This is a genomic window from Mycobacterium sp. TY815 (assembly GCF_030755135.1).
In the GTDB taxonomy this organism is placed as follows: Bacteria; Actinomycetota; Actinomycetes; order Mycobacteriales; family Mycobacteriaceae; genus Mycobacterium.
The window spans coordinates 1175604-1198522 of the sequence record NZ_JAUFRX010000002.1 but is presented as its reverse complement, the minus strand read 5'-3'; the positions used below and the strand labels follow the sequence as shown (position 1 = coordinate 1198522).

The following is a 22919-nucleotide window of genomic DNA, read 5'->3' as shown; positions in this document are numbered from 1 at the left end:
TCGCGTTCGCCCTGGATGGTGGTGTCGGTTCTGGTACAGAGGTTCGCTCGCATCGACGAGGCGGGCTTGAGTAGTCAGCTACCTAAATGAGGGTGCGGGAACGACGCCTCTTCCGCGGGCGCCGGCGACACAAGGTTTGAGTACCCGACTACTGATTTCCATCGCACCGGCCCGGGGCGACGCTTGGTGCGCAGGAAGTTTCCGCCGGGACGGGACCGGTGATGCGCATGAAACGAGGGAGGCCGCGATGGCGCATGCGACGTTCATTGCCGCGGGTATCGGGGCTGTCTTCGGAATTGCCTGACCTCACAGTCGACCGAGGCCGAAAATGCCTGCTACACCCGTGCCGATGTTCAGTAAGCCCGAGCTGTAGCCACTCAATCGGCCGATCGGTTGGCCCGCGATCGCGGCGGTCACGGCGGTGTTGAAGAAGCCGGACATCCGGCCGTCGATGTTTGAGCCACCGGTGGCCAGGTTGGAGATGCCCGAAATTCCGTGATTCTCGATGCTGCCGCCCTTGGCGGTGTTCAGCAGACCCGACATCTGTGAGCCGGTGTTACCGAAGCCCGACACATTGGTGCCCGTGTTGTTGAAGCCCGAGTTGGTGAGCCCGGTGTTGATAGCCGATCCGATACCAGTGTTGGCGTTACCCGCATTCCACAGGCCGGTGTTCGTGTCGCCTGAATTCCCGTTTCCCGTGTTGTAGTGACCTGCGTTCCAGAAGCCGCTGTTGACGGCGCCGGTATTGCCGATACCGGTGTTATAGCTGCCGGAGTTCCCGAAGCCGGTGTTGACGATGCCCGCGTTTCCGATGCCGGTGTTCAGTGCTCCTGTATTACCGATGCCGAAACTCCCGGCACCGGAGTTTCCGATGCCGAAGTTGTTGTGGACGCCAGGCAATTGTCCGAGGTTGCTGCCCGCGTTGAAAATCCCGACGTTGCCGCTGCCGGAGTTGAAGAGCCCGATGTTGTTGGTACCGGAGTTCCCCAATCCGATGTTGCCGCTGCCTGAGTTCAGCAGTCCCGCCAGGTTGATGCCCACCTGATTGTTGCCGGTGAGCCCGATCCCGATGTTGTTGTTTCCGGAGTTGCCGAAGCCGATGTTGTTGTTGCCGGTGTTCCCGGCCCCGGTGTTGAAATTGCCGGTGTTTCCGCCGCCTCTGTTTCCGTTGCCGCTGTTTCCCAGGCCGATGTTGTCGTTACCGGTGTTGCCCAGCCCAACGTTATGAGTGCCGGCCCCATACAGGTTGGTGCCGACATTTCCGAAGCCGATGTTGTCGTCCCCGACATTTCCGGAGCCGAAATTTCGGCTGCCGGTGTTGCCGCTGCCGAGGTTGGCATTGCCGGTGTTTCCGCCGCCGATGTTCTGATCGCCGATGTTGCCGCTGCCGAAGTTGCTGTTGCCGGTGTTGCCGTTGCCGACGTTGGAGACGCCCTTGTTGCCCAGGCCGAGGTTGGCCAGCAGCTCCTGGACGCTAGCCGCGGGTCCTGGCCGCGCGGAGACGTTGGCTCCGTTGCCGATCAGCGGGCGTCCGGTCAGGGTCACGAAGGGCGCGTTGACGAGGTCGAGCAGGCCCTGCAGGGGCCGGGTGACAGCGGTCTCCGCGCCCGCGTACGAGTCCGCGCCGGCTGCCAGGATGCGCGCGAAGTGATCATTGAACCGCATGGCCTGGGCGCTGAGCGCTTGATATTGCCGGCCATGGGTGGAGAACAGTGCGGCGACCGCGGCCGACACCTCATCGGCCCCCGCGGCGAGTACCGCCGTGGTCCCGGCCGACGCGCCCGTGTTGGCGGTGGTGAGCGCCGACTCGATAGCGGCCAAATCCGTTACGGCCGCGATCATCAAATCCGGTGCTGCCGTCACGTAGGACATGTCGGTCCCCCAACTATTGAGCGTGGCGCACCGGAAGGGACGGGGCGTTCGACCCAGCCTGACGGGTAGCGGCGGCTCAGGATTAGGTAGACGGATACTTAATCGTGCGTGGCGACAGCACCGGATCCTGAACTCACCGGTCCGCCCGATAAACCTGAGAATCGGCGGCGCTTACCCTTACGCTACGCACGTGCGCTTGTCGTGGCCGCTGGTCGGCCGCTTGGAGCAGCTGCGGATTATCAAAGCTGCTCTAGCGGCCTCGGACACCCCCGGCATCGTCGTATGCGGTCCAGCGGGGGTCGGTAAGAGTCGGATCGCTCGTGAGGCGCTGTCCGCCGCCGTGGCCAGGGGTTGGGAGGGCCGGTGGGCCGTCGGCACCTCGGCGGCGCGGGCAATTCCGCTGGGCGCCTTCACAGAGTGGGCTCAACCAGGAGTCAACGACGTCGTGCAGTTGCCGCGCGCAGTCATGCAAGCACTGACGGCGGCGCCCGCGGGCGTTCCGGTGGTGCTGGCCGTCGACGACGTTCAATTGCTCGACGACCTTTCGATTTTCGTGCTCCATCAGGTTGTGCAGCGGGAAGCTGCGAAGGTACTGCTGACCGTCCGCGCAGGCGAGCCCATTCCCCCTGCGGTGCAGGAGGTATGGGGGATTGGTCAATTCGAACGAATCGACCTGGAGCCGTTGTCCCTCGAGGAAGCCGGCTCGCTGCTCTCAGCCACCCTGGGCGGCCCTGTGGATCCGATTGCCACTCAGCGGCTTTGGCGGCTCACCCGCGGCAACCTGCTGTATCTGCGCAATATCGTCGAGCAGGAGGTTGCAGATCGGCGGATCATCTGCCGGGACGGCTACTGGCGCTGGCTCGGCGATCCCGTCATGCCGCCGGGACTGGTCGAGTTGATCGAGTCCCGCATCGGAGCGCTACCCGCGCCGGTCAGCGACGTGGTCGACGTGGTCGCAGTCGGCGAGCCACTCGAGTTGGCTCACCTGAGGCGCATCGCTGACCCGGCGGCGATAGAGGATGCCGACACGCGTGCCCTCATCTCTCTCGAGGCCTCCGACGGCGGTGTCCAGGTCCGCTTGGCGCACCCGCTCTACGGTGAGGTTCGGCGGCGGCGCGCGCCCTCGACACGGTTACGGAGGTTGCGCGGACTCGTTGCCGCTGAACTCGCCACGTCAGAGGGCCGCGATGACATCCAGGTCGTGGTGCGGCGCGCCACGCTGAGTCTGGAGTCCGATCTCACACCCGACCCGGACCTCCTGGTCAGCGCGGCTCATGGCGCCGTCTGGCTGGCGGATCTGCCACTCGCAGATCGGCTTGGCGATGCCGCGCTGCGTGCCGGCGCCGGAGCCGATGCAAGTTTCGTTCGCGCGCACGCACTTTCATGGTTGGGTCGGGGGGCCGAGGCCGACGCGGTGCTCGCCGGTCTCGACACCAGCCAGTTGACCGATATCGAGCGTGCCCGGCTGGCGTTCCTACGGGCCAGCAATGTGCTGTGGGCACTGGGCGACCCCGTGCACGCCAAAGAGATCATCGACGACGCGGTTTCGACCGCGGCACCGCACGTGCGGAGCTATATCGATGCCTTCCTGACGGTCTACTGGTTTGCGACCGACGAACCGGATGCCGCACTGCACGCGTCGACGAGCTTGGAACTGACCGAGTTACCCGCTGTCGTCGGCGCTGAGATCGCTTGGGTCCTTGCCACGATAAGCGCGGATGCGGGGCGTGCCGGCGAAGCAGCAGCTCTCGCGGAGGCCGGATATGCCAGTGCGGCGCGCTCTTTCGATGCACCGCAGATGGCATTCAACATCGCGGATTCGCACGTGAGCGCGCTGTTGCTGGCGGGCCGGATCACCGAGGCCCTCGACGTCGCCGACTGGGTGAGCCGACGCGCGGCTGACATGCCGGGGGCTGCTCAGTTGCTGGGCGCCGCGATCAGGGGTAGGGCCGCACTCGGAGCGGGGAATGTGCGATCCGCGGTTCCGCTGCTCGAAAGCGCGGTGGCGGGACTGACCGCCACCCACGCGTTGGGCTGGGGATACCGCTACGACATCGCCCGCGTCACTGCCCTGGCGCTCAGCGGATCCATCAAGCAGGCGACCGCCGAACTCGCCGCGCTGGACAGACAGCGTCGCCCTTTCCGGTCGTTGGCCTACGAGCGCGGTTTGGCGCGGGCGTGGGTGGCCGCCGTCCAGGGTGCTGTGTCCGAAGCGATCTCGATCGCGCTGGCGACGGCCCAAAATGCCTCGACCAAAGGCCAATTTGGGGCAGAGGTGCTGTGTCTGCAGACCGCCGCGCAGTTTGGCGATCATTCGGGTACGTCCAGGTTGCGTGAGCTCGAAGCGGTCGTCGAGGGACCACGGGTCGGTGTCGCGGCGCGGTTCTCGGCCGCCCTGCATGCAGGCGACGCCGGCGGACTGGCGGCGGCCTCGGAGGAATTCGAACAGATCGGTGACTACGTTGCTGCCATCGACGCTGCCGCTCATGCCGCCGTCGCATACCGCAATCAGGGCTTACGGGGCTCGGCCTTGGGCAGTGCGGAAAGGGCGGATGCCTTGGCCGAGCAGTGGGGCGGTGTGTCGACTCCGGCGCGTCGCCAGGCAAGCGAACCGCTGCCGTTCACCGATCGGGAGCGCGAGATCGTCATGCTGATCGGTGCCGGATTGTCCAACCGAGCGGTAGCCGATCGGCTGACGCTTTCGGTACGCACCGTGGAAAGCCACATCTACCGGGCGATGTCGAAAACCGGCACCACCACCCGCGAGGAACTCGCCGCGCTGGTGTCGCATCGGCAAGTTGAGTAGCGGAATACTGCGTGGGCCCGACGCGGACGCGGACATGCTGACTGCGTGAGCCGCCAATTGAGGCCTGTGAACGCAGCGACCTTCACCGCCCTTACGGGTGTAGGTACCGAACATCCGACCGAGAAGGCCATTGCGGCCGGCGGAACGGTGTTCGTGTTCCCCGGCCAGGGTTCCTGGCCGGCTCGCGGCACAATCGCGGCGGTGGAATCCGCGCACGCCTTCAGGGCCCAACTGCGGCTCTGCGACGACGCTTTCGCCGAGTTCGTCGAGTGGTCGCTGCTCGAGACAGTGCTCGGCGGCGCTGGTTGTCCCGTGCCGGATCGCGTCGATGTGGCACCGCCGGTGCTGTTTGGGGTGACGGTGTCGCTTGCTGCGCAGTGGCGTGCGATGGGAATACATCCGGACGCGGTGATAGGTCAGCGCCTGGGTGAAGTCGCGGCGGCATACGTTGCGGGTGGGTTATCGCTGCGCGACGCCGCGCGAGTAGTGACTCTGTGCAGCAATGTGATTGGACCTGCTCCGGACAACGATTGCGTCGATGTGGACACGCTGCGGCAGAGGTTGCGCACGTCCCTTTCCCGAATGCGGCCTCGAAGCGCTGACATCCCGTTCATTTCGTCGGTCACTGGCGCCGGTCTGGACACGGCGATCCTCGACGCCGACTACTGGTTGGCCAACATGGGGCAAGCCCCCCTGTTCAACGAAGCCGTGCGGTGGTCATGTACAAGGGGCTACCGGACTTTCCTGGAATGCAGCCCGCACCCGGCGCTGATTGCCGGCATCGAGCAGTTCTTGGGGGAGCGTGCGGTCTCCACCGTGATTGCTGCCGGGCCTTCAGGTATCTGACCGATGAGCACTCCGGTAATCGGCAGTTCTGGCGGCCATGACATCCGCCCACGCGATATGCCCGTCGAAGCCAAGCGCTTGGGCCATGCTGCGATAGCGATCCAACAGCTTCCGGTAAGCGTCGTCGTCGCCGCACGCACGAGCCATCAGCGCGCGCAACCGCAGCAGCGTGATCTTGCGCATGGCCCAATCCTCTGGCGCACCAATGCTTTCCAAGCGTGTCAACGCTCCCTGCGCTTCGGCCACGTCACCGTCTGCGCCGCGCTCCAGCAGCGTCTCCACCAGAAAGCCGATGCCCAGAAGTTCGAAGAAGGGCCGACCCGCCCGGCGTAACTCGTCGACCGTCTTGCGCATCACCTGGATAGGAGCGTCGAATTCACCCCGGCGAGCCTTGTCCCGGGCGACCCACAACTCAGCGACCGGAACCAGGAAGGGAATGGGTTCGCGCAACCACATCTCGCGGACCTGCAGCATCAGTTCCAGCCCGCGGTCATGCTCGGCTTCGGTGTCACGGTGCAGCAGCGCGATCGCCAGTCCGTACTTGACGATGCTCAGCGCGGCGGCGCTGGACCCCTCGGCGGTCTGCACCGCCGCCTCGAGTTCGTGCATTGCGGAGTCTTCCGGTCGTAACACCCCGTAGGTGATCGGCAGGCCGTGGGTCCAGCCCGCGACCATGGCGTGAGTTGTCGGATCGCTTTGCCGGGCCATGTCGGAGGCGGCCAGCAGATCCTGTTTCCAGCCAGGCAGGCCCACCCACCATCCGGCAACGCCGCGCCACGCCAGCGTTGCCGCAAGGGGTGATCCGAAACCGAACTCGGCACCCTTGACGGGATCGCCGTCAGCCAGTTCGATGACGGTCTGCGACCATCGCACGATTTCACCGAATTCCCCTGCGTCGAACCAGTTGTTGAACGCGATGAACGCCAAACCTATTGTCGGAGAGGGATCATCGATTGACGCGAGCATCGCCATCTGTTCGGATGCCAGCCGCGATCCCTCGCGGGTCTGCCCGCTGTACATCAACTCCGTTTCCAGTCCGGTCATGCCGATGGCCAGTGAGACCTTGTCTCCGGCCGCGGTACACAGCTCCCGCAGCTCCTCGAAAAGTCCGCGAGATTCCTGGATGGCTTGCCAGCTGACGGCACACAGCATCATGCGGGGTGCGATCCGCATCGCCTGCTGATCGGGTTCTTCAGAGGGAAGCAGGTCGGCGATGCGCATCGCCCGTTCCCAATTGACCCGCGCGGCGCGAACGTCGATGGTGGCCGACCGCACTCCGGCGCGCATATGCCAGGCGTACGCCGCGGCCAGATCGCCGGCGGCCTCCCAGTGCTCGGCGATCAGTGCGGCATTCTGGTCGGCCATGATCTTGCTGGTCGACTCGATGGCGGTCGCCAGTCGCCGGTGCCACTCAGCGCGATCGGCCTTCAACTGCGATTCGTAAGCCACCGCGTGGATGAGCGGATGGCGAAAGGCGTACTCGGCGTTGCGGTCGAATCGCACCTGTTCGATGAGTTCCGCATGAAGCAACTCCTCGACCCACGGCTCGATGCCCAGCACCGAAAGCAGTTCGGCCTCAAATCGGGCACCGATCACCGACGCCGCGTTCAATGTCTGCCGTGTAGCCGGGTTCAGCCGGTCGATGCGTGCCGCGATGGCCGCTTGCACGGTGGCCGGCACACTCAGTTCGGCGACACCGGCGGAACAGACGTAGCTGCCGCGCTTACCGGCCAGCGCTCCGCGCTGCACCAACTCGCGCACCATCTCCTCGGTGAAGAACGGGTTTCCCGCGGCTCGGTCGGCGATGATCGGCGCAAGGTCGCCGACCGACGGATGAGAGCCCAGCAACTCGTCCAGCAACGCCGCGGTGTCCGAATCGGCCAGAGGCGCAAGCGAGATGCTCTGCGCGCCGGCAACGCGCGTCAGCATTCCCTCGTACTCGGGGCGATAGGTGATCAGCACCAGCGATGGGGTGCGGGGTATGACGCTCAGAAAGTCGGCCACCATCGACTCGCTGGCCGCGTCGATCCAGTGTGCGTCCTCGATGATGAAAAGCGCTGGCGCAGTGCGCGCAAGCGAGGTCATGTTGACCAGTTCGGTCAATCTGCGCCGCCGCGCATCGGGGTCGATTTGAGGCAGGGCCACATCGGGATCCGCGATGCCCAGCAGATCGTCGAGCAGCAACAGGTCCTGCGGGTTGATGTTCGGCGGCACGGTTGCCCGCAACTGCACCCGGGCGGCCTCGCCGTCGAGGTCGGCGGAGTTACTGGCCGCTCGCAGCAGCCGTGCCACCACGCCGAAGGAGACGTCACCGGCGTGCGACTCGCAAAACGTCCAGAACACCTCGACCCCGCGGTGGGCGGCGCGTGCCGCGACCTCGCGGGCGACCCGGCTCTTGCCTATGCCGGGCGGTCCCACCACCGTCACGACGCCGCCGTATCCTCCGACCGCCCGGTCCACCATGGCGTCCAGGGCCGCCATCTCCCAGCGCCGGCCGACCAGGTTCGCCTCGGCCCGACCTGCGGAAGCATCCCGGCGGGAAATCGCCGACAGTCGACGCGCGGGCAGCGGCTCCTCGGCCCCTTTGACGCGAACCCACTCCGGCTCACCAAGCACAGCGGCGTTTTCGACCAGTCTCGCCGTTGACTCCGACAGCAGAATCCCGCCCGGTGGCGCGGCGGATTCCATCCGCTGCGCCAGCCCGACCGATTCTCCGGTCGCGGCGTATCCCAGCGCGATCTCACCCGCGATGACCCGGCCCGAATTCAGGCCCACTCGCAGTTGCAGGTTCACGCCGTCCCGACGCGCCACCTCGGCCGCCAGCGCGGCAGCCGCGTCCTGGATGGCCAGCGCGGCCAGGCACCCACGCAGGGCGTGATCCTCCAACGCCACCGGTGCCCCGAACAGTGCCATCACGCCGTCGCCGTTGTATTCCACCGTCCCGCCGAAGCGTTGCACTACCGCCGCCGACCGCTGCACCAGCTCGGTCATCACTTCACGCAGGCGCTCGATGTCCAGGGCGGCCGCCAGGTCCATCGAGCGCACCACGTCGGCGAACAGCACCGTGACCTGCTTGTAGTTGGCGGTGTCGCCTGGAAGAGCCGCGGGGGCACCGCACTGGTCGCAGAACCGGGCGCTCGCCCGCAGGTCGTTACCGCATGACCCGCACGCAGTCATTGCCCAAGGATAGGCGCGCTAACCAGCACGTTGACGCAAGTTCTGGTTTCTGCATCGAGCGCCTGGCGTGCAGATCCGACCCCGGGAAGGCACGCCGTCGAGATAACGACTACCTTCACCTATACGCACCTAGTGCACCGATGCCGGACCTAGGGCGGCCAGCCATATCAAAGCCTGAGCGCAAAGGGGTTCTCGTGGGCGACACCGACGACACCGCAACTCTGAAGTACCCGGGGGGCGAGATCGACCTGAAGGTCGTCCATGCAACCGAAGGTGCCGACGGCATTGCGCTGGGTCCGCTGCTGTCGAAGACGGGGCACACCACCTTCGACAACGGCTTCGTCAACACCGCCAGCTGCAAGAGCGCGATCACCTACATCGACGGTGACGCCGGCATCCTGCGCTACCGCGGCTACCCGATCGACCAGCTGGCCGAGAAGTCCACCTTCATCGAGGTCTCGTATCTGCTGATCTACGGCGAGCTGCCAACCACCGACCAGCTGGCCGAGTTCACCCAGCGCATCCAGCTGCACACGATGCTGCACGAGGACCTCAAGCGCTTCTTCGACGGATTCCCGCGCAACGCTCATCCGATGCCGGTGCTGTCCAGCACGGTCAACGCGCTGTCGGCGTACTACCCGGACTCGCTCGACCCGACCGACAACCACCAGGTCGAGCTGTCCACCATCCGGCTGCTGGCTAAGTTGCCGACCATCGCGGCCTACGCCTACAAGAAGTCGGTGGGTCAGCCGTTCCTGTACCCGGACAACTCGCTGACCCTGGTGGAGAACTTCCTGCGGATGACGTTCGGGCTGCCGGCCGAGCCGTATCAGGCTGACCCCGAGGTTGTCCGCGCCCTCGACATGCTGCTGATCCTGCACGCCGACCACGAGCAGAACTGTTCGACGTCGACCGTGCGGCTCGTCGGGTCCTCCCAGGCCAACCTGTTCACGTCGATCTCCGGCGGCATCAACGCCCTGTGGGGCCCGTTGCACGGTGGCGCCAACCAGGCGGTGCTCGAGATGCTCGAGCAGATCCGCGAGAGCGGCGACGACGTGGGCGAGTTCGTCCGCAAGGTGAAGAACCGCGAGGCCGGTGTCAAGCTGATGGGCTTCGGCCACCGCGTCTACAAGAACTACGACCCGCGGGCCCGGATCGTCAAAGAGCAGGCCGACAAGATCCTGGCCAAGCTCGGCGGCGACCCGCTGTTGGACATCGCCAAGCAGCTGGAAGAAGCGGCGCTGACCGACGACTACTTCATCGAGCGCAAGCTCTACCCGAACGTCGACTTCTACACCGGCCTGATTTACCGGGCGCTGGGCTTCCCGGTCCGCATGTTCACCGTGCTGTTCGCGCTGGGCCGCCTGCCGGGCTGGATCGCGCACTGGCGTGAGATGCACGACGAGGGCGACAGCAAGATCGGCCGCCCGCGCCAGATCTACACCGGCTACACCGAGCGTGACTACGTCGGGATCGACGGCCGCTAGTCACGCAGCGCGAGCAAGGGGCACGCCCCCTACAGGAGGTACCCTCACCCGCTCGCGGGGGAACGCCAAGGCGCCCTGGAACATGCGTTCCGGGGCGCTTTTGCTTGTGGTGGCGGGAAGGGGCGGCGCCCGCGGAATGGCCGTCCCATTACAGCGAGGCCAGCACGGCCATGGCGGCGTTGTGCCCGCCGATGCCCGAGACCGCCCCGCCGCGGCGGGCTGCTGAACCGCACAGCATGATTCGATCGTGTGCGGTGGCGACGCCCCACCGCCGGGACGGTGTGTCCAGCGGGTCGTCGTCTTCCGCGAACGGCCACGACAGCGCACCGTGGAAGATATTGCCCGCGGTCATCGCCAGCCGGTCCTCCAGATCCAGTGTGGTGGTTGTTTCCAGACAGGGTCGGCCGTGCGCATCTGGCAGCAGGACATCCTGAATCGGTTCGGCCAGAACGGAATTCAACGAAGTCAGCACCGCCTCAGTGAGCTGCTGGCGCCACCGGCCGGGGTCGGGCGTCCCGGCCGCCGGGGCGTGGAAGCCGAACACTGTCATCGTCTGGACGCCGGGCAGTGCGGGCGAGACGATGCTCGGATCGGTCAGCGAGTGGCAGTAGGCCTCGCATGGCAACGGATCCGGCAGCTGACCCGACGTCGCACGCAGGTAGCCGGCATCGAGTTGGGACCAGGTCTCGTTGACGTGAAACGTGCCGGCGAAAGCATGCTCTGGGCGCACACTGCGGTCGCGAAGGCGCGGCAGTCGGCGGAGCACCATGTTGACCTTGACTTGCGGACCCGGGGCCACCGGTGGCACCGGCTCACCGAGCAAGCGGGCCAGCACCGCCGGTCCGACGCCGGCCAGTATGAAACGACAGCGGACCCGGTGTTCGTCCCCACGGCTGTGAAAGCGCACTTCGCCAGCGGGATCGAGCGCGAAAACCTCGGCGGCAGTTGATATCTCGGCTCCGTACCGGGTGGCGGCGGCGGCCAGTGCCGACGACACCGCGCCCATGCCGCCCACCGGGACATTCCAGTCCCCGGTGCCACCGCCGAGCAGGTGATACAGGAAGCAGATGTTCTGGATCAGTGATTGGTCATCCAGGCGTGCGAAGGTGCCGACCAGCGCGTCGGTGGCGATCACGCCGCGCACCAGGTCGCTGGATACGGCGTCGGCGATGGCGTGCCCGATCGGTTCGTCGACCATCGCACGCCAAGCTGCTGCCGCGTCCGCATCACCGTTGGCCTCGACGAGTCGGCGGGACTGCGTGCGGGTGCGCAACGGTTCGAGCAGGGTGGGCCACAGGCGCCTGGTGACCAGCCCACACCGCTGGTAGAAGGCGGCGAAACCGCGCTCATCGTCCGCCGCTCCGACCGCGCCGAAGCTGCCGGCCGGCCCGACGAGGAGACCCGTGCGTCCAGATGTTGCCGGGTCCGGTGTGTAAGACGAGTACGGCCGCGGGGCCAGTCGCACGCGCGCGCCGAGGTCGTCGAGAATGCGCGATGGCAGCAGACTCACCAGATACGAGTAACGCGACAGCCGGACGTCGACACCCTCGAAGAGCTGGGCAGACACCGTGGCCCCGCCGATTTGTGGCAGCCGCTCGAGAAGTCGGACCCGTAAGCCCGCCCGGGCCAGATAGGCGGCGGCGACCAGGCCGTTGTGGCCGCCACCGACGATGACTACATCGAAATCGGCGTCAGCCATCGGCAGGCGCTAATTGATGTAGCCTTCGACCTCGTCGGCCGGACGCACGGTGGCGTCACGCGGGTCTCCGCCGGTTTCCCGCAGGGCCCGGCGCTGCCGCAGCAAGTCCCAGCACTGATCGAGCTCGACTTCCAGGCGGCGGAGCCGCTCTTGTTCCTCTTCGCTGGAGATCGCGCCCTGCTGCACCTGCGCGCGCAGCGCCTTTTCCTGAGCGACCAGTTCGCGGATATGCGCCAGGGCGTCACTGTCCGTCGATTTGTTTGCGTCGGCCATCGCACCAGTCTGCCCCACGTTCCCCCGGGATCGTATGGGGACTCGGTAGGCTCATATCGCCTGGAAGCGCGAATGACGGCGGTTTAGTGAGGAGCGATGGTGGGTCCAGATGTGGGGGTGGACGAAGCGCCCGCGCCCGCTGGTCACATTGACCAGGCTCAGCGCACCCCGCGGTATCGCCGTCAGCGGCCCGGCCGCCCCTGGTTGATCGGTGTCGCAGTCATCCCGTTTCTGCTGGCATTGATCGGATTTGGCGCATACGAGCGGCCGATGGGCGTGAACGCGCCGACCGGTGACCTACCGACACTCACCGCTGCGCCTGTCGGTCCGAACAACAACTCGAGCGCCCCCAGCCTGTCGCTGTCGCTGGTCTCGATCAGCCGCAGCGGCAACAGCATCACACTGATCGGCGACTTCCCGGATGACAACGCTAAAGCGGCTCTGATGAAAGCGCTCAAAGCGCTCATGCCGCCCGGCGTCAGTGTCATCGACCAGATTCATATCGACCCCCTGGTGCGCACCCTCGACTTCACCAACGCAGAACCGGTCTTCACCGCGGGCGCGCCGATCCCCGATTTCAGCCTGAAGGTCGAGAAAGACACCGTCACGCTGGGCGGCACCGCATCGCCGGATCAAAAGGACGCCGTGGAACGTGCGGTGGTCAGCGTCTGGCCGGGCGTGAACGTGGCCAACGCGATCGTGGCCAGGGGCCAGATCACCCCGAACGCGCCGCAGGCGACTGCCGTGCCCCCTCCCGGCCCGGGGGCGTGCAACGACCTGCAGGCGGTTCTCAACAAGATGACGGGTGGTCCGCTCTCCTTCGGCAGTGACGGGGTGAGCCTCACTCCGGACGACAACCAGATCCTCATCCGGGTTGCCGACCAGCTGAAGGCATGCCCGGCCGCCCGCATCACGGTCAACGGATACACCGACAACGCCAGCGCCGAAGGCATCAACATTCCGCTGAGTGCTCAGCGGGCCACCGCCGTCGCCGAGTACCTCATCGCCAACGGGGTATCCCGCGATCGCGTGACGGCCAAGGGTCTGGGCTCCTCCAATCCGATAGCCAGTAACGACACGGCCGAGGGGCGCGCGAAGAACCGGCGCGCCGAGCTTGTGGTGAGCTAGGGGAGAATCAAGCATGGGTTTCCTGATCCAGTGGTTGGTCTACCTGGCTGCTTTCGTAGCCGGGTCGGCCGTTGCCTACGGGATCGCCGCCCTGCTGATCAAGTCCGACAAGCCGAAACCGGCGCCCGAGGAGATTGCCCCCGAGCCAGTCGCGGAAGCGGTTCCCGAGGCGGCCGAACCGCAGCCGGCCGTCGAGTCCGTGACCGAGAGCGGGGTGCCGCAGCCTCTGCTCACCGGGCCCGTTGTGGCGTCGGCAGAAGAGTCCGAGACGTTTGAGCAGTTGCTCTGGCCTGACTCCGTCCAGCCGGCCACCGAGAATGCCGCGGTACCGGCGTCCGAGCCCTCGCATGCCGAGTCCGAGGTTGCCGAGGCGTCGGAACCTGGGACGGTTGAGGCGGAGCTTGCAGAGCCGGTTGCGGAGGTCGCGGAGCCCGAGCCCGAGCCCGAGCCGGAACCCGAGGCCGAGTCTGAGGCCGCTGAGCTTGAGCCTGCGGTTGCTGCCGGGTCGGAACCTGAGACCGTCGAGCCGGAGATCGCTGAGCCGCCGGAAGAGGTCGCAGGACCGCAATCCGCGCCTGAACCCCTCGAGGTCGCGGAGGTAGCTGAACCCGAGCACGAGTTGGCGCGGCCGCAGTGGCCCGGCCCCCAGATCGTGGAGCCGGAGAGTGCGGAGCCGGCGGTTGACGTCGCAGAGCCGGAACCCGTGCCCGCGCCACAGCCGGAAGTCGCGCCTGAGACCCGCGAGGTCGCCGAGGTCTATGAACCCGAGCCGGAGCTCGCGCAGCCACAATGGCCAGGCCCCCAGATCGTGGAGCCGGAGATCGTGCAGCCGGTAGCCGAAGTCGCCGACGAACCCGAACCCCAGCCCGAGCCCGAACCCGAACCCCAGCCCGTGCCCGAGGTTGCGGAGGTGCCAGCATCCCACCCGGTGCTGCCGCAGCCGCAGTGGCCCGGACCCACCTCGCAATGGCCCGGTTCGCAGGCCGTGGAGCCGGAGATTGTCCAGTCGCTTGCCGAAGTTGCCGAGGAGCCGGAACCGGAACCGGAACCAGAGCCGGCACCTGAGCCCGAGGTGTCCGATGCGTCACACCCCGAGCCCGAACAGTTAGAGCCGCAGTGGTCCGGGTCCGCGTCGCAGTGGCCTAGCCCCGACGCGGCCGAGGACGACGAGGCCGAAACACCCGAATCCGAAATGCGGCAGCCACAATGGCCGGGCCCGCCGTCTCAATGGCCGGGAATCGGAGTGAAGCGGTGATCGCCCACGTGCATTGGTGGCTGGCAGGCGTGTCGTTCGGACTCGGCATGGTACTGACGTTCACTTTGATGGTGCGACCCACCAAAACCCAGGTGCCGGCCTGGGTTCTTGCCGAACCGCGACCGCGCCCCAAGCCTGAGCCGGCGATGAAAAGCGCTGCCGTCGAAGCGCCGACGAAGAAGCTGCCCGCCGCCAAACCGGGACCGGCGAAGAAGAAAGCCGTCTCCAAGGCGCCGCCGAGAAAACGAAAGCCAATTTCCGCCGACGCGGCTACAGAACGAATCGCTATCTCCAATGATCCTGCGACGGAACGGATTCCGGTCCCGCGCAAGAGGCCGGCAAAGAAGGTACCCGCCAAGAAGGCGAGGCCAAAAGGTGCTCCGCCCAGGCGCAGGCCGGTGCCGAAAGATGCCGAAACGGAGAAGATTCCCGTCAGCAGTGAGGCGCAGACGGTGGTGCTCCCGCTGATGCCGTACGCGCCCTACGGTCCCGGTTCGATGCGCGCCAACCTCGACGGCAGCGGGCCTGAGGGGTGGACGATCAAGGGACGCATGGATTCTCGGCTCTTCTTTACCCCCGAGGACGAGTGCTACGACGACACGGAAGCCCAAGTCTGGTTCCAGGACGAGGGATTCGCCACCCGCGCGTTTTTCACGCCATGGTGCAGGAGCACGCGAAAAGGCTGACCCGGAGACGTCCCAGGCGCGGGGGGTATGGCGCGAGCCGCTAACTCGGCCCGGGAAGCCGCAACACCAGGCGCGCCCCGCCCAGCGGGCTGCTCTCCAGCGATGCGGTCCCCCCGTGCAGGTCTGCCTGCTGGGCGACCAGAGCCAGCCCGAGACCGGACCCTGAATGCGACGCCGTCGAGCCCCTGGAGAACCGCTCGAACACGACTTGGCGCTCCTGCTCGGGCACCCCACTGCCGTCGTCGTCGATGGCGATCTCGACCCCGGCCCGCGAGCTGACCGCGGACAGCTGGACGTGGGTGGCGCCACCATGCTTGACGGCGTTGGCGATGGCGTTGTCGACTGCCAGCCGCAACCCGGCCGGCATCCCGACGATGATGCAGGTCGGCGAAGGCACGAGGGAGACATCGAGATCGGGATAGATGCGGGTAGCGTCGTGGGCCGCGCGGTCGAGCAGATCGGTGATGTCTACGGGCACATGGTCGTCGGAGGTGGACAGTTCGCCCTGGGCCAACCGTTCGAGCGCGCTCAGCGTCGCCTCGATCCGCGACTGGGTGCGGATCACGTCGCTGAGCACTTCTTTGCGTTGGTCGTCGGGTAGGTCGAGGGTCGCCAGTACCTCGAGGTTGGTCCGCATCGCGGTCAGCGGGGTACGCAGCTCGTGCGAGGAGACCGCGGCGAAGTCGCGGGCCGAGGCCAGCGCCTCCTGCGTCCGGTTCTGCTCGTTCCAGATGCGTTGCAGCATCCCCCGCATGGCTTCGGCGATCTCGACGGCTTCGCTGGCGCCATGCACTTCAACCCTCGGGGCTTCGTCACCCGCATCGATCGACCGAGTCTGTTCGGCGAGTTGTTTGAATGGTCGCACCGCGAAAGCAGCGAGCAGCCAAGCGAATACGGCTGCTGCGCCGATGGCCAAGGTACAGATCAACAGCACGCGCCGATGCAAGTTGTTGGTCTCGGCATAGGTGGCGTCATACGTCGCGGCGACGGCAACCGAGGTGGGTTCCGGGCCCGGAATCTCGACCGTGCGCACCCGGTAACGCACCCCGTGGATGAAGGTATCGGCGTAGTCGGCCTGCAATTTCGGCAGGTTGATGTCGGTGTTCGACTTGATCACGTTGCCACGGCGGACGGTGATCAGCGCGTCCTGGTCGTTGGGGGAGCGCGGTATCTCATCCAGGCCACGGGGCACGAACGGGATGGCGAAGCCCGCGGCCTCATCCAGCCGGCGGTCGAGGCGTTCCTTGCGGTCCTTCGTGATGCCCACCCAGACGACGGCGCCGACAATCAGCACCGGGATGGCAGCGCCGATGACCGTCGCGACCACCACCCGAGTCCGGAGCGACGGCGTGCGGGCGAAGATTCGCGACAGGATATTCACTGCCACCATCAGGCACCTACCGCGCTCATTGCATCCTGAGCACGAAACCGACTCCGCGGACGGTGTGCAGAAGCCGCGGGCCGCCGTTGGCCTCCAGCTTGCGCCGCAGGTATCCGATAAAGACGTCGACGACGTTGGTGTCGGCGGCGAAGTCGTAGCCCCAGACCAGTTCCAGCAGTTGCGCGCGGGACAGTACCGCTGTCTTGTGCTCGGCCAGCACGGCCAGTAAGTCGAACTCCCGCTTCGTGAGGTCGACGTCGACGCCGTTGACCCGGGCGCGACGGCCGGGGATATCCACTTCCAGCGGACCCACCGTGATGGTTTCCGAGGATGAGGTGGCGGTGGCACCGCGCCGGCGCAGCAGAGCGCGCACCCGCGCCACCAACTCGGCCAGTACGAATGGCTTGACCAGGTAGTCGTCGGCGCCGGCTTCCAGCCCGGCCACCCGGTCGTCGACGGAGCTGCGGGCACTCAGCACACACACGGGCACGTCGTTATCCATGGCTCGCAGCGCGGTGACCACGCTGACACCGTCCAGCACGGGCATATTGATGTCGAGAACGATCGCATCCGGCCGGGTCTCGGTGGCGCTGCGCAGGGCTTCGGCGCCGTCGACCGCGGTCGACACCTCGAATCCGGACAGCCGCAGACCACGTTCCAGCGAAGCGAGCACATCGGAGTCGTCGTCGACCACCAAGACCCGAGGTGAGTTCACACCAGTGTCCATGCGCCTATCTTGCCTGATTGTGCGCGACGGCGGTGGGAGGCGCACCTCCCGCCGGCGAGCAGACACAAACTCGCACGGAAAACCCGTTTAAGGTGGGAGTTTGTGTCTGCTCGCGAGGGTTAGAGGTCGTCCGCGGCGCCGCGGCCCGCGGCCCGGCCGGAGAAGATGCAGCCGCCCAGGAACGTCCCCTCCAGGGCGTTGTATCCGTGCACCCCGCCGCCGCCGAATCCGGCGACCTCGCCAGCCGCGTACAGCCCAGGGATGGGGGTCTGACCGTCGTTGCCCATGGCGCGTGAGCGCAAATCAGTTTGTATGCCGCCCAACGTCTTTCGGGTCAGGATGTGCAATTTAGCGGCGATCAGCGGCCCGGCTTTCGGGTCCAGGATGCGGTGCGGCGCGGCGACCCGGCCCAGTCGATCGCCCAGCGCCCGCCGGGCGTTGCGGATGCCCTGCACCTGAACGTCCTTGCAGAACGGGTTGGCGATCTGCAGGTCGCGGGACTCGAGCTGGGCGCGGATGCCGGCCGGGTCCAGCAGTGGTTCGTCGGTCAGGGCGTTCATCTTCGCGACCAGATCTTCGAGGTTGTCAGCGACCACGAAGTCGGCGCCGTGGGCCTTGAACGCCTCCACCGGACCCGTCGCGTCCTTGTTGAAGAAGCGTTGTTGCAGCACCTTCATCAGGCTCTTCCCGGTGATATCGGGGTTCTGTTCCGAACCGGACAGGGCGAACTCTTTCTTGATGATCTTTTGCGTCAGCACGTACCAGGAGTGGTCGTACTTCGCGATTTCGGGGTTGGTTCGCAGGTACTTCAGCGTGCCCAGGGTGTCGTAGCCGGGCAGGTACGGCGCCGGCAGCCGGCGGCCGAGCGCGTCGAACCACATTGACGACGGCCCCGGGATGATGCGGATGGCGTGCTTGGGCCAGATCGGATCCCAGTTCCTGACGCCCTCGGTGTAGTGCCACATCCGGTCCCGGTTGACGAGGCGGACGCCGCTGTCATGGGCGATGTCCAGCATGCGTCCATCGACGTATTCCGGGACTCCGGTGATCATCGACGACGGTGGGGTGCCCATCCGCTCCGGCCAGTACCGCCGAACCATCTCGTGATTGCCGCCGATGCCACCGGTCGTGATGATCACGGCCTGCGCCGACAGTTCGAATTCGCCAACCACGTCGCGGTTAGACGGTGCGCCCCGCACCGCGTCGTCGGGGGCCAGCACCGCGCCTCTGATGCCGGTGACCGCGCCGTCGGTGAACACCAGCTCGTCCACGCGATGGCGGTGATAGAACGCGACCTGGTTGTCCTGTGCGGCGTCGAGGGCCGAGTTGACAAAGGGCTCAACAACTCCGGTGCCCGTCCCCCAGGCGACGTGGAAACGCGGCACCGAATTTCCGTGTCCGTCGGCACGCAGATCCCCACGCTCGGCCCACCCCACCGTGGGCATGAACCTGATGCCGAGGTCGGTCAGGTACGACCGCTTCTCACCTGCGGCGAACTCGACGTACGCCCGCGCCCACCTGGCCGCCCATACATCCTCGTCGTCGAGGCGATCGAATCCCGCGCTGCCGGACCAGTCGTTCCAGGCCAGCTCGAGGGAGTCCTTGATCCCCAGCACGCGTTGCTCGGGGGTGTCGACCAAGAACAGGCCGCCGAACGACCAGAACGCTTGACCGCCCAGGTTGGCCTTGTTTTCCTGGTCAACCACCGCGACCTTCTTGCCGCGCCGGGTCAGTTCGTGGGTGGCGACCAACCCGGCCAGACCCGCACCGACAACGATGACATCAGCGTCCATGAGACAGCCCTTCCGTGCGCAAAACGCTCACCAACGAACTAGATACACCAACGTATCATATTCAGAGACGCATCGGAAGGGTCGTTACCGGTGGTCAATCGCGAGTCAGCACGACATTCATCAGCTGGGTCAGCCAGGCGCGCGCCGCCGCCTGGTCACTGTCCAGCAGTAGCTGAACGCTGACTCCGTCGTAGGCGGCGATGATGGCGCGAGCCGTATCGGTGACGCTGTCGATCGCCTTGTGGAAGCCGATGCCGCTGGCAATCAGCCGTTCCTCGATGACTTTGCGCAGTTGCGCACGATGGACCTCCCAGCGGTGCGCCAGTTCGGGATTGCGCGCCGAATACAGCAGGAAATCGAACTTGATCAGCAGCCAGTCGCGCTCGAGAAGCAGTGTGTCGACGATTCGCTCCACGACTCCTGACAGGTCGACGACCGCGTCGGCGCCTTCCATGGCGGCCCGGACCTGCTCCGCGGTGCGGCCCGCCCACTCGTCGTAGAGGAGGAAGAACAACTCCTCCAAACTCTCAAACTGCGAATAGAACGCGCCGCGGGTGTAGCCGGCGGCCTCGCACACGTCCTCGATCGTGACGTGGCCGTAGCCTTTTTCTGCAAATACCCGGAACGCCGCATCCATGAGCCGGGCGCGGGTCTCGGCCCGGCGTTTGGTGACGCGCGGCGGCTTTGCAGCGGTGGTTGCAGTGGACATAAGTGCACCCCCTGTTCGCTATGTAGCCGATACATTGCCACATCGGATACGTGACGTGCCACATTGGGGGGTGAATGTCACCGACTTGCCGAAACTCCGCGGTTTCAGGACTCGGTTCGGCTGGGTGTCAGCACTACGTTGAGCAGCTGGATGAGCCTGGCGCGGGCTGCGCCGTCGTCGTTCTCCAGGAGTAACTGAGTGGCCAGACCGTCGTAGAGGGCGATGATGGCCTGGGCCGTCTCGCTTGCCGTGCCGATCGACTCGTGCGATCCGATGCCGCGGGCGGTGAGCAGCTCCTCGATGGTCGTCCGCAGCTTGCCGCGGTGGACCGACCAGCGCTGGGCCAGCTCTGGCTTCCGGGCGGCCACCGCCAGCAGGTCGACCTTGATCAATAGCCACTCACGCTCGAGCAGCAGGGTCTCCACGATGGTGGCGACGATTCCGGGCAGATCGTTGACCGGGTCGCCGGCGTGCACGGCGCTGCGCACCTGTTCGGCAATCTGGCTCGTCCACTGGTGATAGATGACGAACAGCAGCTCTTCGAGGCTTTCGAACTGTGAGTAGAACGCGCCGCGCGTGTAGCCGGCGGCGGTGCACACGTCCTTGATGGTCACTTGTCCGTAGCCCTTCTGGGCGAAGACCTCTATTGCCGCGTCGATCAGCCGCCCCCGGGTTTCAGCGCGGCGTTTGGTTACTCGCGTCGCCTTTGCGGTGCTCGCTGATGACATCGGTCCTTCACCTTCCAGTGATCCATGCAGGTATCAGATACACAGTAGCATAAAATGTATTGACGCATCGTATACACAAATGTATGTTTTGGATAGTGATCGATGGAGGTGGGTGGATGTGATGGGTTTCGAGATGCTGGCGCCGGAAGTGAACTCGGCGCGGATGTACGGCGGGGCGGGAGCGGGTCCGTTGTTCTCGGCGGCGGCGGCCTGGGATGGGGTCGCCGCTGAGCTGCAGGCGTCGGCGTCGTCCTTCGATTCGGTGATTGCCGACCTGATCGACGGCTCGTGGGCCGGATCTGCGGCGGCAGCGATGGTCGGCATCGCGTCGGGCTACGTGGGGTGGCTGAGTGCCTCGTCCGGCATCGCCGAGATGGCTGGGATGCAGGCTCGTGCGGCGGCGACGGCGTACGAGGCGGCTCGGTCGGCGACGGTGCATCCAGCGGAGGTAGCGGCCAACCGGATGCAGCAACTGGCACTGATCGCGACCAACTTCCTGGGCCAGAACACGCCGGCGATCGCGGCAACGGACTTCGTGTACGTCGATATGTGGGTTCAGGACGTGCTCGCGATGGTGGGCTACCTTGCCGACGCGGTGTCGGTCGCCGTCGCTTTGACGCCGTTCAGTGCGTTGCCCGCCGACCTCGCGGGCATGGCATCGCAGGCGGTGGCGGTGGCGCAGGCGATCCCGCTGGATGCCGTGTCGCAGGGCGTGCAACTGGTGTCGACCGCGGTCGGCATGGCCATGACGCCGCTTTCCAGTTTTGGCGGCGGTGCAGCGCCGGGCGGTGCCGCACTGGCAGGCGCCTCGGAGTCGTCGGAGGTGCCTCTCATCGCGGCGGCGGGAGCTACCAGGCCGGGGGGTGGAGCCGGGTTTGGTGCGGCAGCGGGTCTGGGTCAGGCGCGCACCGTCGGTGCGTTATCAGTGCCGCAGAGTTGGGTCGGGTCGGTTCCTGAGGCGCGGGGCGTGTCGGCGTTGCCGGGCACCGGCCTGGCCGGTGCCGCAACGCTCGCCGGTGCCGAGGCGGCTGCCGGTGCGGGTGCCGGGATGCCGATGATGCCGATGCCGACTGGGGGCGGTGCTAACGGCGGGATGCCTGGCCGTATCGGAGGTGGCGCCAGCCCGCATGTCGTGCAGCAGCGGCCGAGCGTGATTCCCCGGGTCGGGGTGTGACGGTCACCGGTTGACCAGGCCACTCAGCCGCCACGCCAGTTGCCGCCGTATCGCAGGAACGTGCGCCGCGAGGCGCAGGGCCGAGTTGCGCACCGGACGCAGCGGGCGGGGCATGTTCGACACCTTCGTCAGGCGCCCGGTCAGCCTCAGCACCTGCCGGGCCCGTTCTCGCTGCGTCGCGCTGTAGGCGTCGAGTCGGGACTCGGATCCGTCGGTGAACGCTTCGGCCAGCGCCACCGCGTCGTTGATGCCCAGGTTCATGCCCTGGCCGCCGGCCGGGCTGTGCACATGAGCGGCATCCCCGGCCAGTAGCAGCCGGCCCGCCCGATAGGTGTCGGCGACGCGATGCTGTATCCGGAAGCGCGATCCCCAGACCAACTCGGTGACAACGGTGCGTCCGGGTCCGAAGCCGCGGCTGTCCAGCAAACTCTGGGCGAACTCGATCGTCGGTACCCGGGGGGCCTGCGCCGACGGGGCCACGATGCGGTAGATGCCGTCGGGCAGCGGCGCCAGCACCGTCAAGCCCTCGCTGCCGTAGAAGAGGATCACCTCGTCGACCGGCGCGTCGCCGGTGACGCGCACGTCGGCCAGGGCGAAGGACTCGGCGAACTCCCCTCCGGCGAAGCCGATTCCGGCTTGCTGCCGAATGGTGCTGTGCATCCCGTCGGCGCCGACGACGTAGCCGGCGCGGATGGTGTCACCGTCGTCGAAAGTGGCTGTGACGCCGGTCGTGTCCTGCTTGAGGTGGCTCAGCTTCTTGGGCCGAATCACATTGGCGTTCAATTCATTCAGGCGTTCTTCCAGCGCCCGCTCGGTCTCGGCCTGCGAGATCATCAGGCTGTACGGATAACAGGTCGGCAGGTCGCTGAAGTCGACTGGAATCAGTACGCGCGATCCCTGGCGCATGGTGAATCGCGGCGCCGCCAGTCCGGCCTTGACCAGACGCCGGGAAACATCGAGTTCTTCGAGCAGTTCCAGGCTGCGGGCATTGACCACGGCGGCACGGGAGGTGTTGGCGCCGGCGGGCAGTGCGTCGACCACCACCGCATCGACCCCGCGGGTGACCAACGAGCCCGCCAAGGTGAGCCCGGTGGGCCCGGCACCCACTACCAGGACATCGGTGTCGTTCATGGTGACCTCCTCGTCAGCTAAGTCAACAACTGTTGACATGGCCATCA

Annotated in this window: 17 protein-coding genes; 7 read left to right on the top strand and 10 right to left on the bottom strand. The window is 66.4% G+C overall.

Annotated features, from left to right (window positions below; genetic code table 11):
- Positions 1-306: 306 nt before the first annotated feature.
- Entirely contained in the window at positions 307-1872 is a 1566-nt protein-coding gene (locus QXK92_RS24935; RefSeq protein ID WP_306246048.1) for a PE family protein, read from the bottom strand.
- Positions 1873-2062: 190 nt separating this feature from the next.
- On the opposite strand from QXK92_RS24935, the gene QXK92_RS24930 reads away from it, so the two are divergent.
- Together QXK92_RS24930 and QXK92_RS24925 are read left to right on the top strand one after the other, a co-directional pair.
- On the top strand, positions 2063-4678 hold the full coding sequence (locus QXK92_RS24930; protein WP_306246046.1) for a LuxR family transcriptional regulator: 2616 nt from the start codon (positions 2063-2065) through the stop codon (positions 4676-4678).
- Positions 4679-4744: 66 nt separating this feature from the next.
- Positions 4745-5524, top strand: a complete 780-nt coding sequence (locus QXK92_RS24925) for an acyltransferase domain-containing protein (protein WP_306246043.1) — start codon at positions 4745-4747, stop codon at positions 5522-5524.
- On the opposite strand, the gene QXK92_RS24920 is transcribed toward QXK92_RS24925, so the two are convergent.
- Positions 5513-8701 carry an AAA family ATPase gene (locus QXK92_RS24920; RefSeq protein WP_306246041.1) on the bottom strand — a complete coding sequence of 1063 codons (3189 nt, stop codon included), beginning with the start codon at positions 8699-8701 and terminating at the stop codon, positions 5513-5515. The two genes, QXK92_RS24925 and QXK92_RS24920, sit on opposite strands and share 12 nt — an antisense overlap.
- 194 nt (positions 8702-8895) lie before the next feature.
- Here QXK92_RS24920 and QXK92_RS24915 point away from each other — a divergent pair, with 194 nt between their 5' ends.
- Positions 8896-10188 (top strand): citrate synthase, encoded by a 1293-nt coding sequence (locus QXK92_RS24915; RefSeq protein ID WP_306246039.1) that lies wholly within the window; start codon positions 8896-8898, stop codon positions 10186-10188.
- A 148-nt stretch (positions 10189-10336) separates the two neighbouring features.
- Here the strand turns inward: QXK92_RS24915 and QXK92_RS24910 are convergent, their stop codons facing one another.
- Complete coding sequence (locus QXK92_RS24910; protein ID WP_306246037.1) at positions 10337-11887, bottom strand: NAD(P)/FAD-dependent oxidoreductase; 1551 nt, start codon at positions 11885-11887, stop codon at positions 10337-10339.
- Between the two features lie 9 nt (positions 11888-11896).
- On the bottom strand, positions 11897-12160 hold the full coding sequence (locus QXK92_RS24905) for a DUF2630 family protein (protein ID WP_306246035.1): 264 nt from the start codon (positions 12158-12160) through the stop codon (positions 11897-11899).
- A gap of 99 nt (positions 12161-12259) precedes the next feature.
- Between QXK92_RS24905 and QXK92_RS24900 the strand changes: the two genes are divergently transcribed.
- From QXK92_RS24900 to QXK92_RS24890, 3 genes are read left to right on the top strand one after another with little or no spacing between them, the layout of a single operon-like run.
- On the top strand, positions 12260-13288 hold the full coding sequence (locus QXK92_RS24900; RefSeq protein ID WP_306246033.1) for an OmpA family protein: 1029 nt from the start codon (positions 12260-12262) through the stop codon (positions 13286-13288).
- 13 nt (positions 13289-13301) lie between these two features.
- Positions 13302-14543, top strand: coding sequence for a hypothetical protein (locus tag QXK92_RS24895; RefSeq protein ID WP_306246031.1), 1242 nt, complete (start codon positions 13302-13304; stop codon positions 14541-14543).
- The gene (locus QXK92_RS24890) at positions 14543-15229 is read left to right on the top strand and encodes a hypothetical protein (protein WP_306246483.1); all 687 of its coding nucleotides are present in this window, start codon (positions 14543-14545) and stop codon (positions 15227-15229) included. Before QXK92_RS24895 ends, QXK92_RS24890 begins: the two co-directional genes overlap by 1 nt.
- Positions 15230-15269: 40 nt before the next feature.
- Here the strand turns inward: QXK92_RS24890 and prrB are convergent, their stop codons facing one another.
- From prrB to QXK92_RS24865, 5 genes are all read right to left on the bottom strand, one after another.
- Positions 15270-16610, bottom strand: a complete 1341-nt coding sequence (gene prrB / locus QXK92_RS24885; RefSeq protein WP_306246482.1) for a two-component system sensor histidine kinase PrrB — start codon at positions 16608-16610, stop codon at positions 15270-15272.
- 25 nt (positions 16611-16635) lie between these two features.
- Entirely contained in the window at positions 16636-17337 is a 702-nt protein-coding gene (gene prrA / locus QXK92_RS24880) for a two-component system response regulator PrrA (RefSeq protein ID WP_036364553.1), read from the bottom strand.
- A 119-nt stretch (positions 17338-17456) separates the two neighbouring features.
- Positions 17457-19130, bottom strand: a complete 1674-nt coding sequence (locus tag QXK92_RS24875) for an FAD-binding dehydrogenase (RefSeq protein ID WP_306246029.1) — start codon at positions 19128-19130, stop codon at positions 17457-17459.
- A 94-nt stretch (positions 19131-19224) separates the two neighbouring features.
- Complete coding sequence (locus QXK92_RS24870; protein WP_306246027.1) at positions 19225-19839, bottom strand: TetR/AcrR family transcriptional regulator; 615 nt, start codon at positions 19837-19839, stop codon at positions 19225-19227.
- A gap of 104 nt (positions 19840-19943) precedes the next feature.
- Positions 19944-20567, bottom strand: a complete 624-nt coding sequence (locus QXK92_RS24865; RefSeq protein ID WP_306246025.1) for a TetR/AcrR family transcriptional regulator — start codon at positions 20565-20567, stop codon at positions 19944-19946.
- A 121-nt stretch (positions 20568-20688) separates the two neighbouring features.
- Between QXK92_RS24865 and QXK92_RS24860 the strand changes: the two genes are divergently transcribed.
- Positions 20689-21741 carry a PPE family protein gene (locus QXK92_RS24860; RefSeq protein ID WP_306246023.1) on the top strand — a complete coding sequence of 351 codons (1053 nt, stop codon included), beginning with the start codon at positions 20689-20691 and terminating at the stop codon, positions 21739-21741.
- 3 nt (positions 21742-21744) lie between these two features.
- Here QXK92_RS24860 and QXK92_RS24855 read toward each other — a convergent pair whose 3' ends face one another.
- Positions 21745-22872 (bottom strand): NAD(P)/FAD-dependent oxidoreductase, encoded by a 1128-nt coding sequence (locus QXK92_RS24855; protein ID WP_306246021.1) that lies wholly within the window; start codon positions 22870-22872, stop codon positions 21745-21747.
- Between the last annotated feature and the right edge of the window lie 47 nt (positions 22873-22919).

What these genes read in the sequence shown, in the direction of transcription:
- QXK92_RS24920 (WP_306246041.1), bottom strand. Translation starts at nt 8,701, where the DNA reads ATGACTGCGTGCGGGTCATGCGGTAACGACCTGCGGGCGAGCGCCCGG.
- QXK92_RS24875 (WP_306246029.1), bottom strand. Translation starts at nt 19,130, where the DNA reads ATGGACGCTGATGTCATCGTTGTCGGTGCGGGTCTGGCCGGGTTGGTC.
- QXK92_RS24860 (WP_306246023.1), top strand. Translation starts at nt 20,689, where the DNA reads ATGGGTTTCGAGATGCTGGCGCCGGAAGTGAACTCGGCGCGGATGTAC.
- QXK92_RS24865 (WP_306246025.1), bottom strand. Translation starts at nt 20,567, where the DNA reads ATGTCATCAGCGAGCACCGCAAAGGCGACGCGAGTAACCAAACGCCGC.
- QXK92_RS24855 (WP_306246021.1), bottom strand. Translation starts at nt 22,872, where the DNA reads ATGAACGACACCGATGTCCTGGTAGTGGGTGCCGGGCCCACCGGGCTC.
- QXK92_RS24870 (WP_306246027.1), bottom strand. Translation starts at nt 19,839, where the DNA reads ATGTCCACTGCAACCACCGCTGCAAAGCCGCCGCGCGTCACCAAACGC.
- QXK92_RS24905 (WP_306246035.1), bottom strand. Translation starts at nt 12,160, where the DNA reads ATGGCCGACGCAAACAAATCGACGGACAGTGACGCCCTGGCGCATATC.
- QXK92_RS24910 (WP_306246037.1), bottom strand. Translation starts at nt 11,887, where the DNA reads ATGGCTGACGCCGATTTCGATGTAGTCATCGTCGGTGGCGGCCACAAC.
- prrA (WP_036364553.1), bottom strand. Translation starts at nt 17,337, where the DNA reads ATGGACACTGGTGTGAACTCACCTCGGGTCTTGGTGGTCGACGACGAC.
- QXK92_RS24895 (WP_306246031.1), top strand. Translation starts at nt 13,302, where the DNA reads ATGGGTTTCCTGATCCAGTGGTTGGTCTACCTGGCTGCTTTCGTAGCC.
- QXK92_RS24935 (WP_306246048.1), bottom strand. Translation starts at nt 1,872, where the DNA reads ATGTCCTACGTGACGGCAGCACCGGATTTGATGATCGCGGCCGTAACG.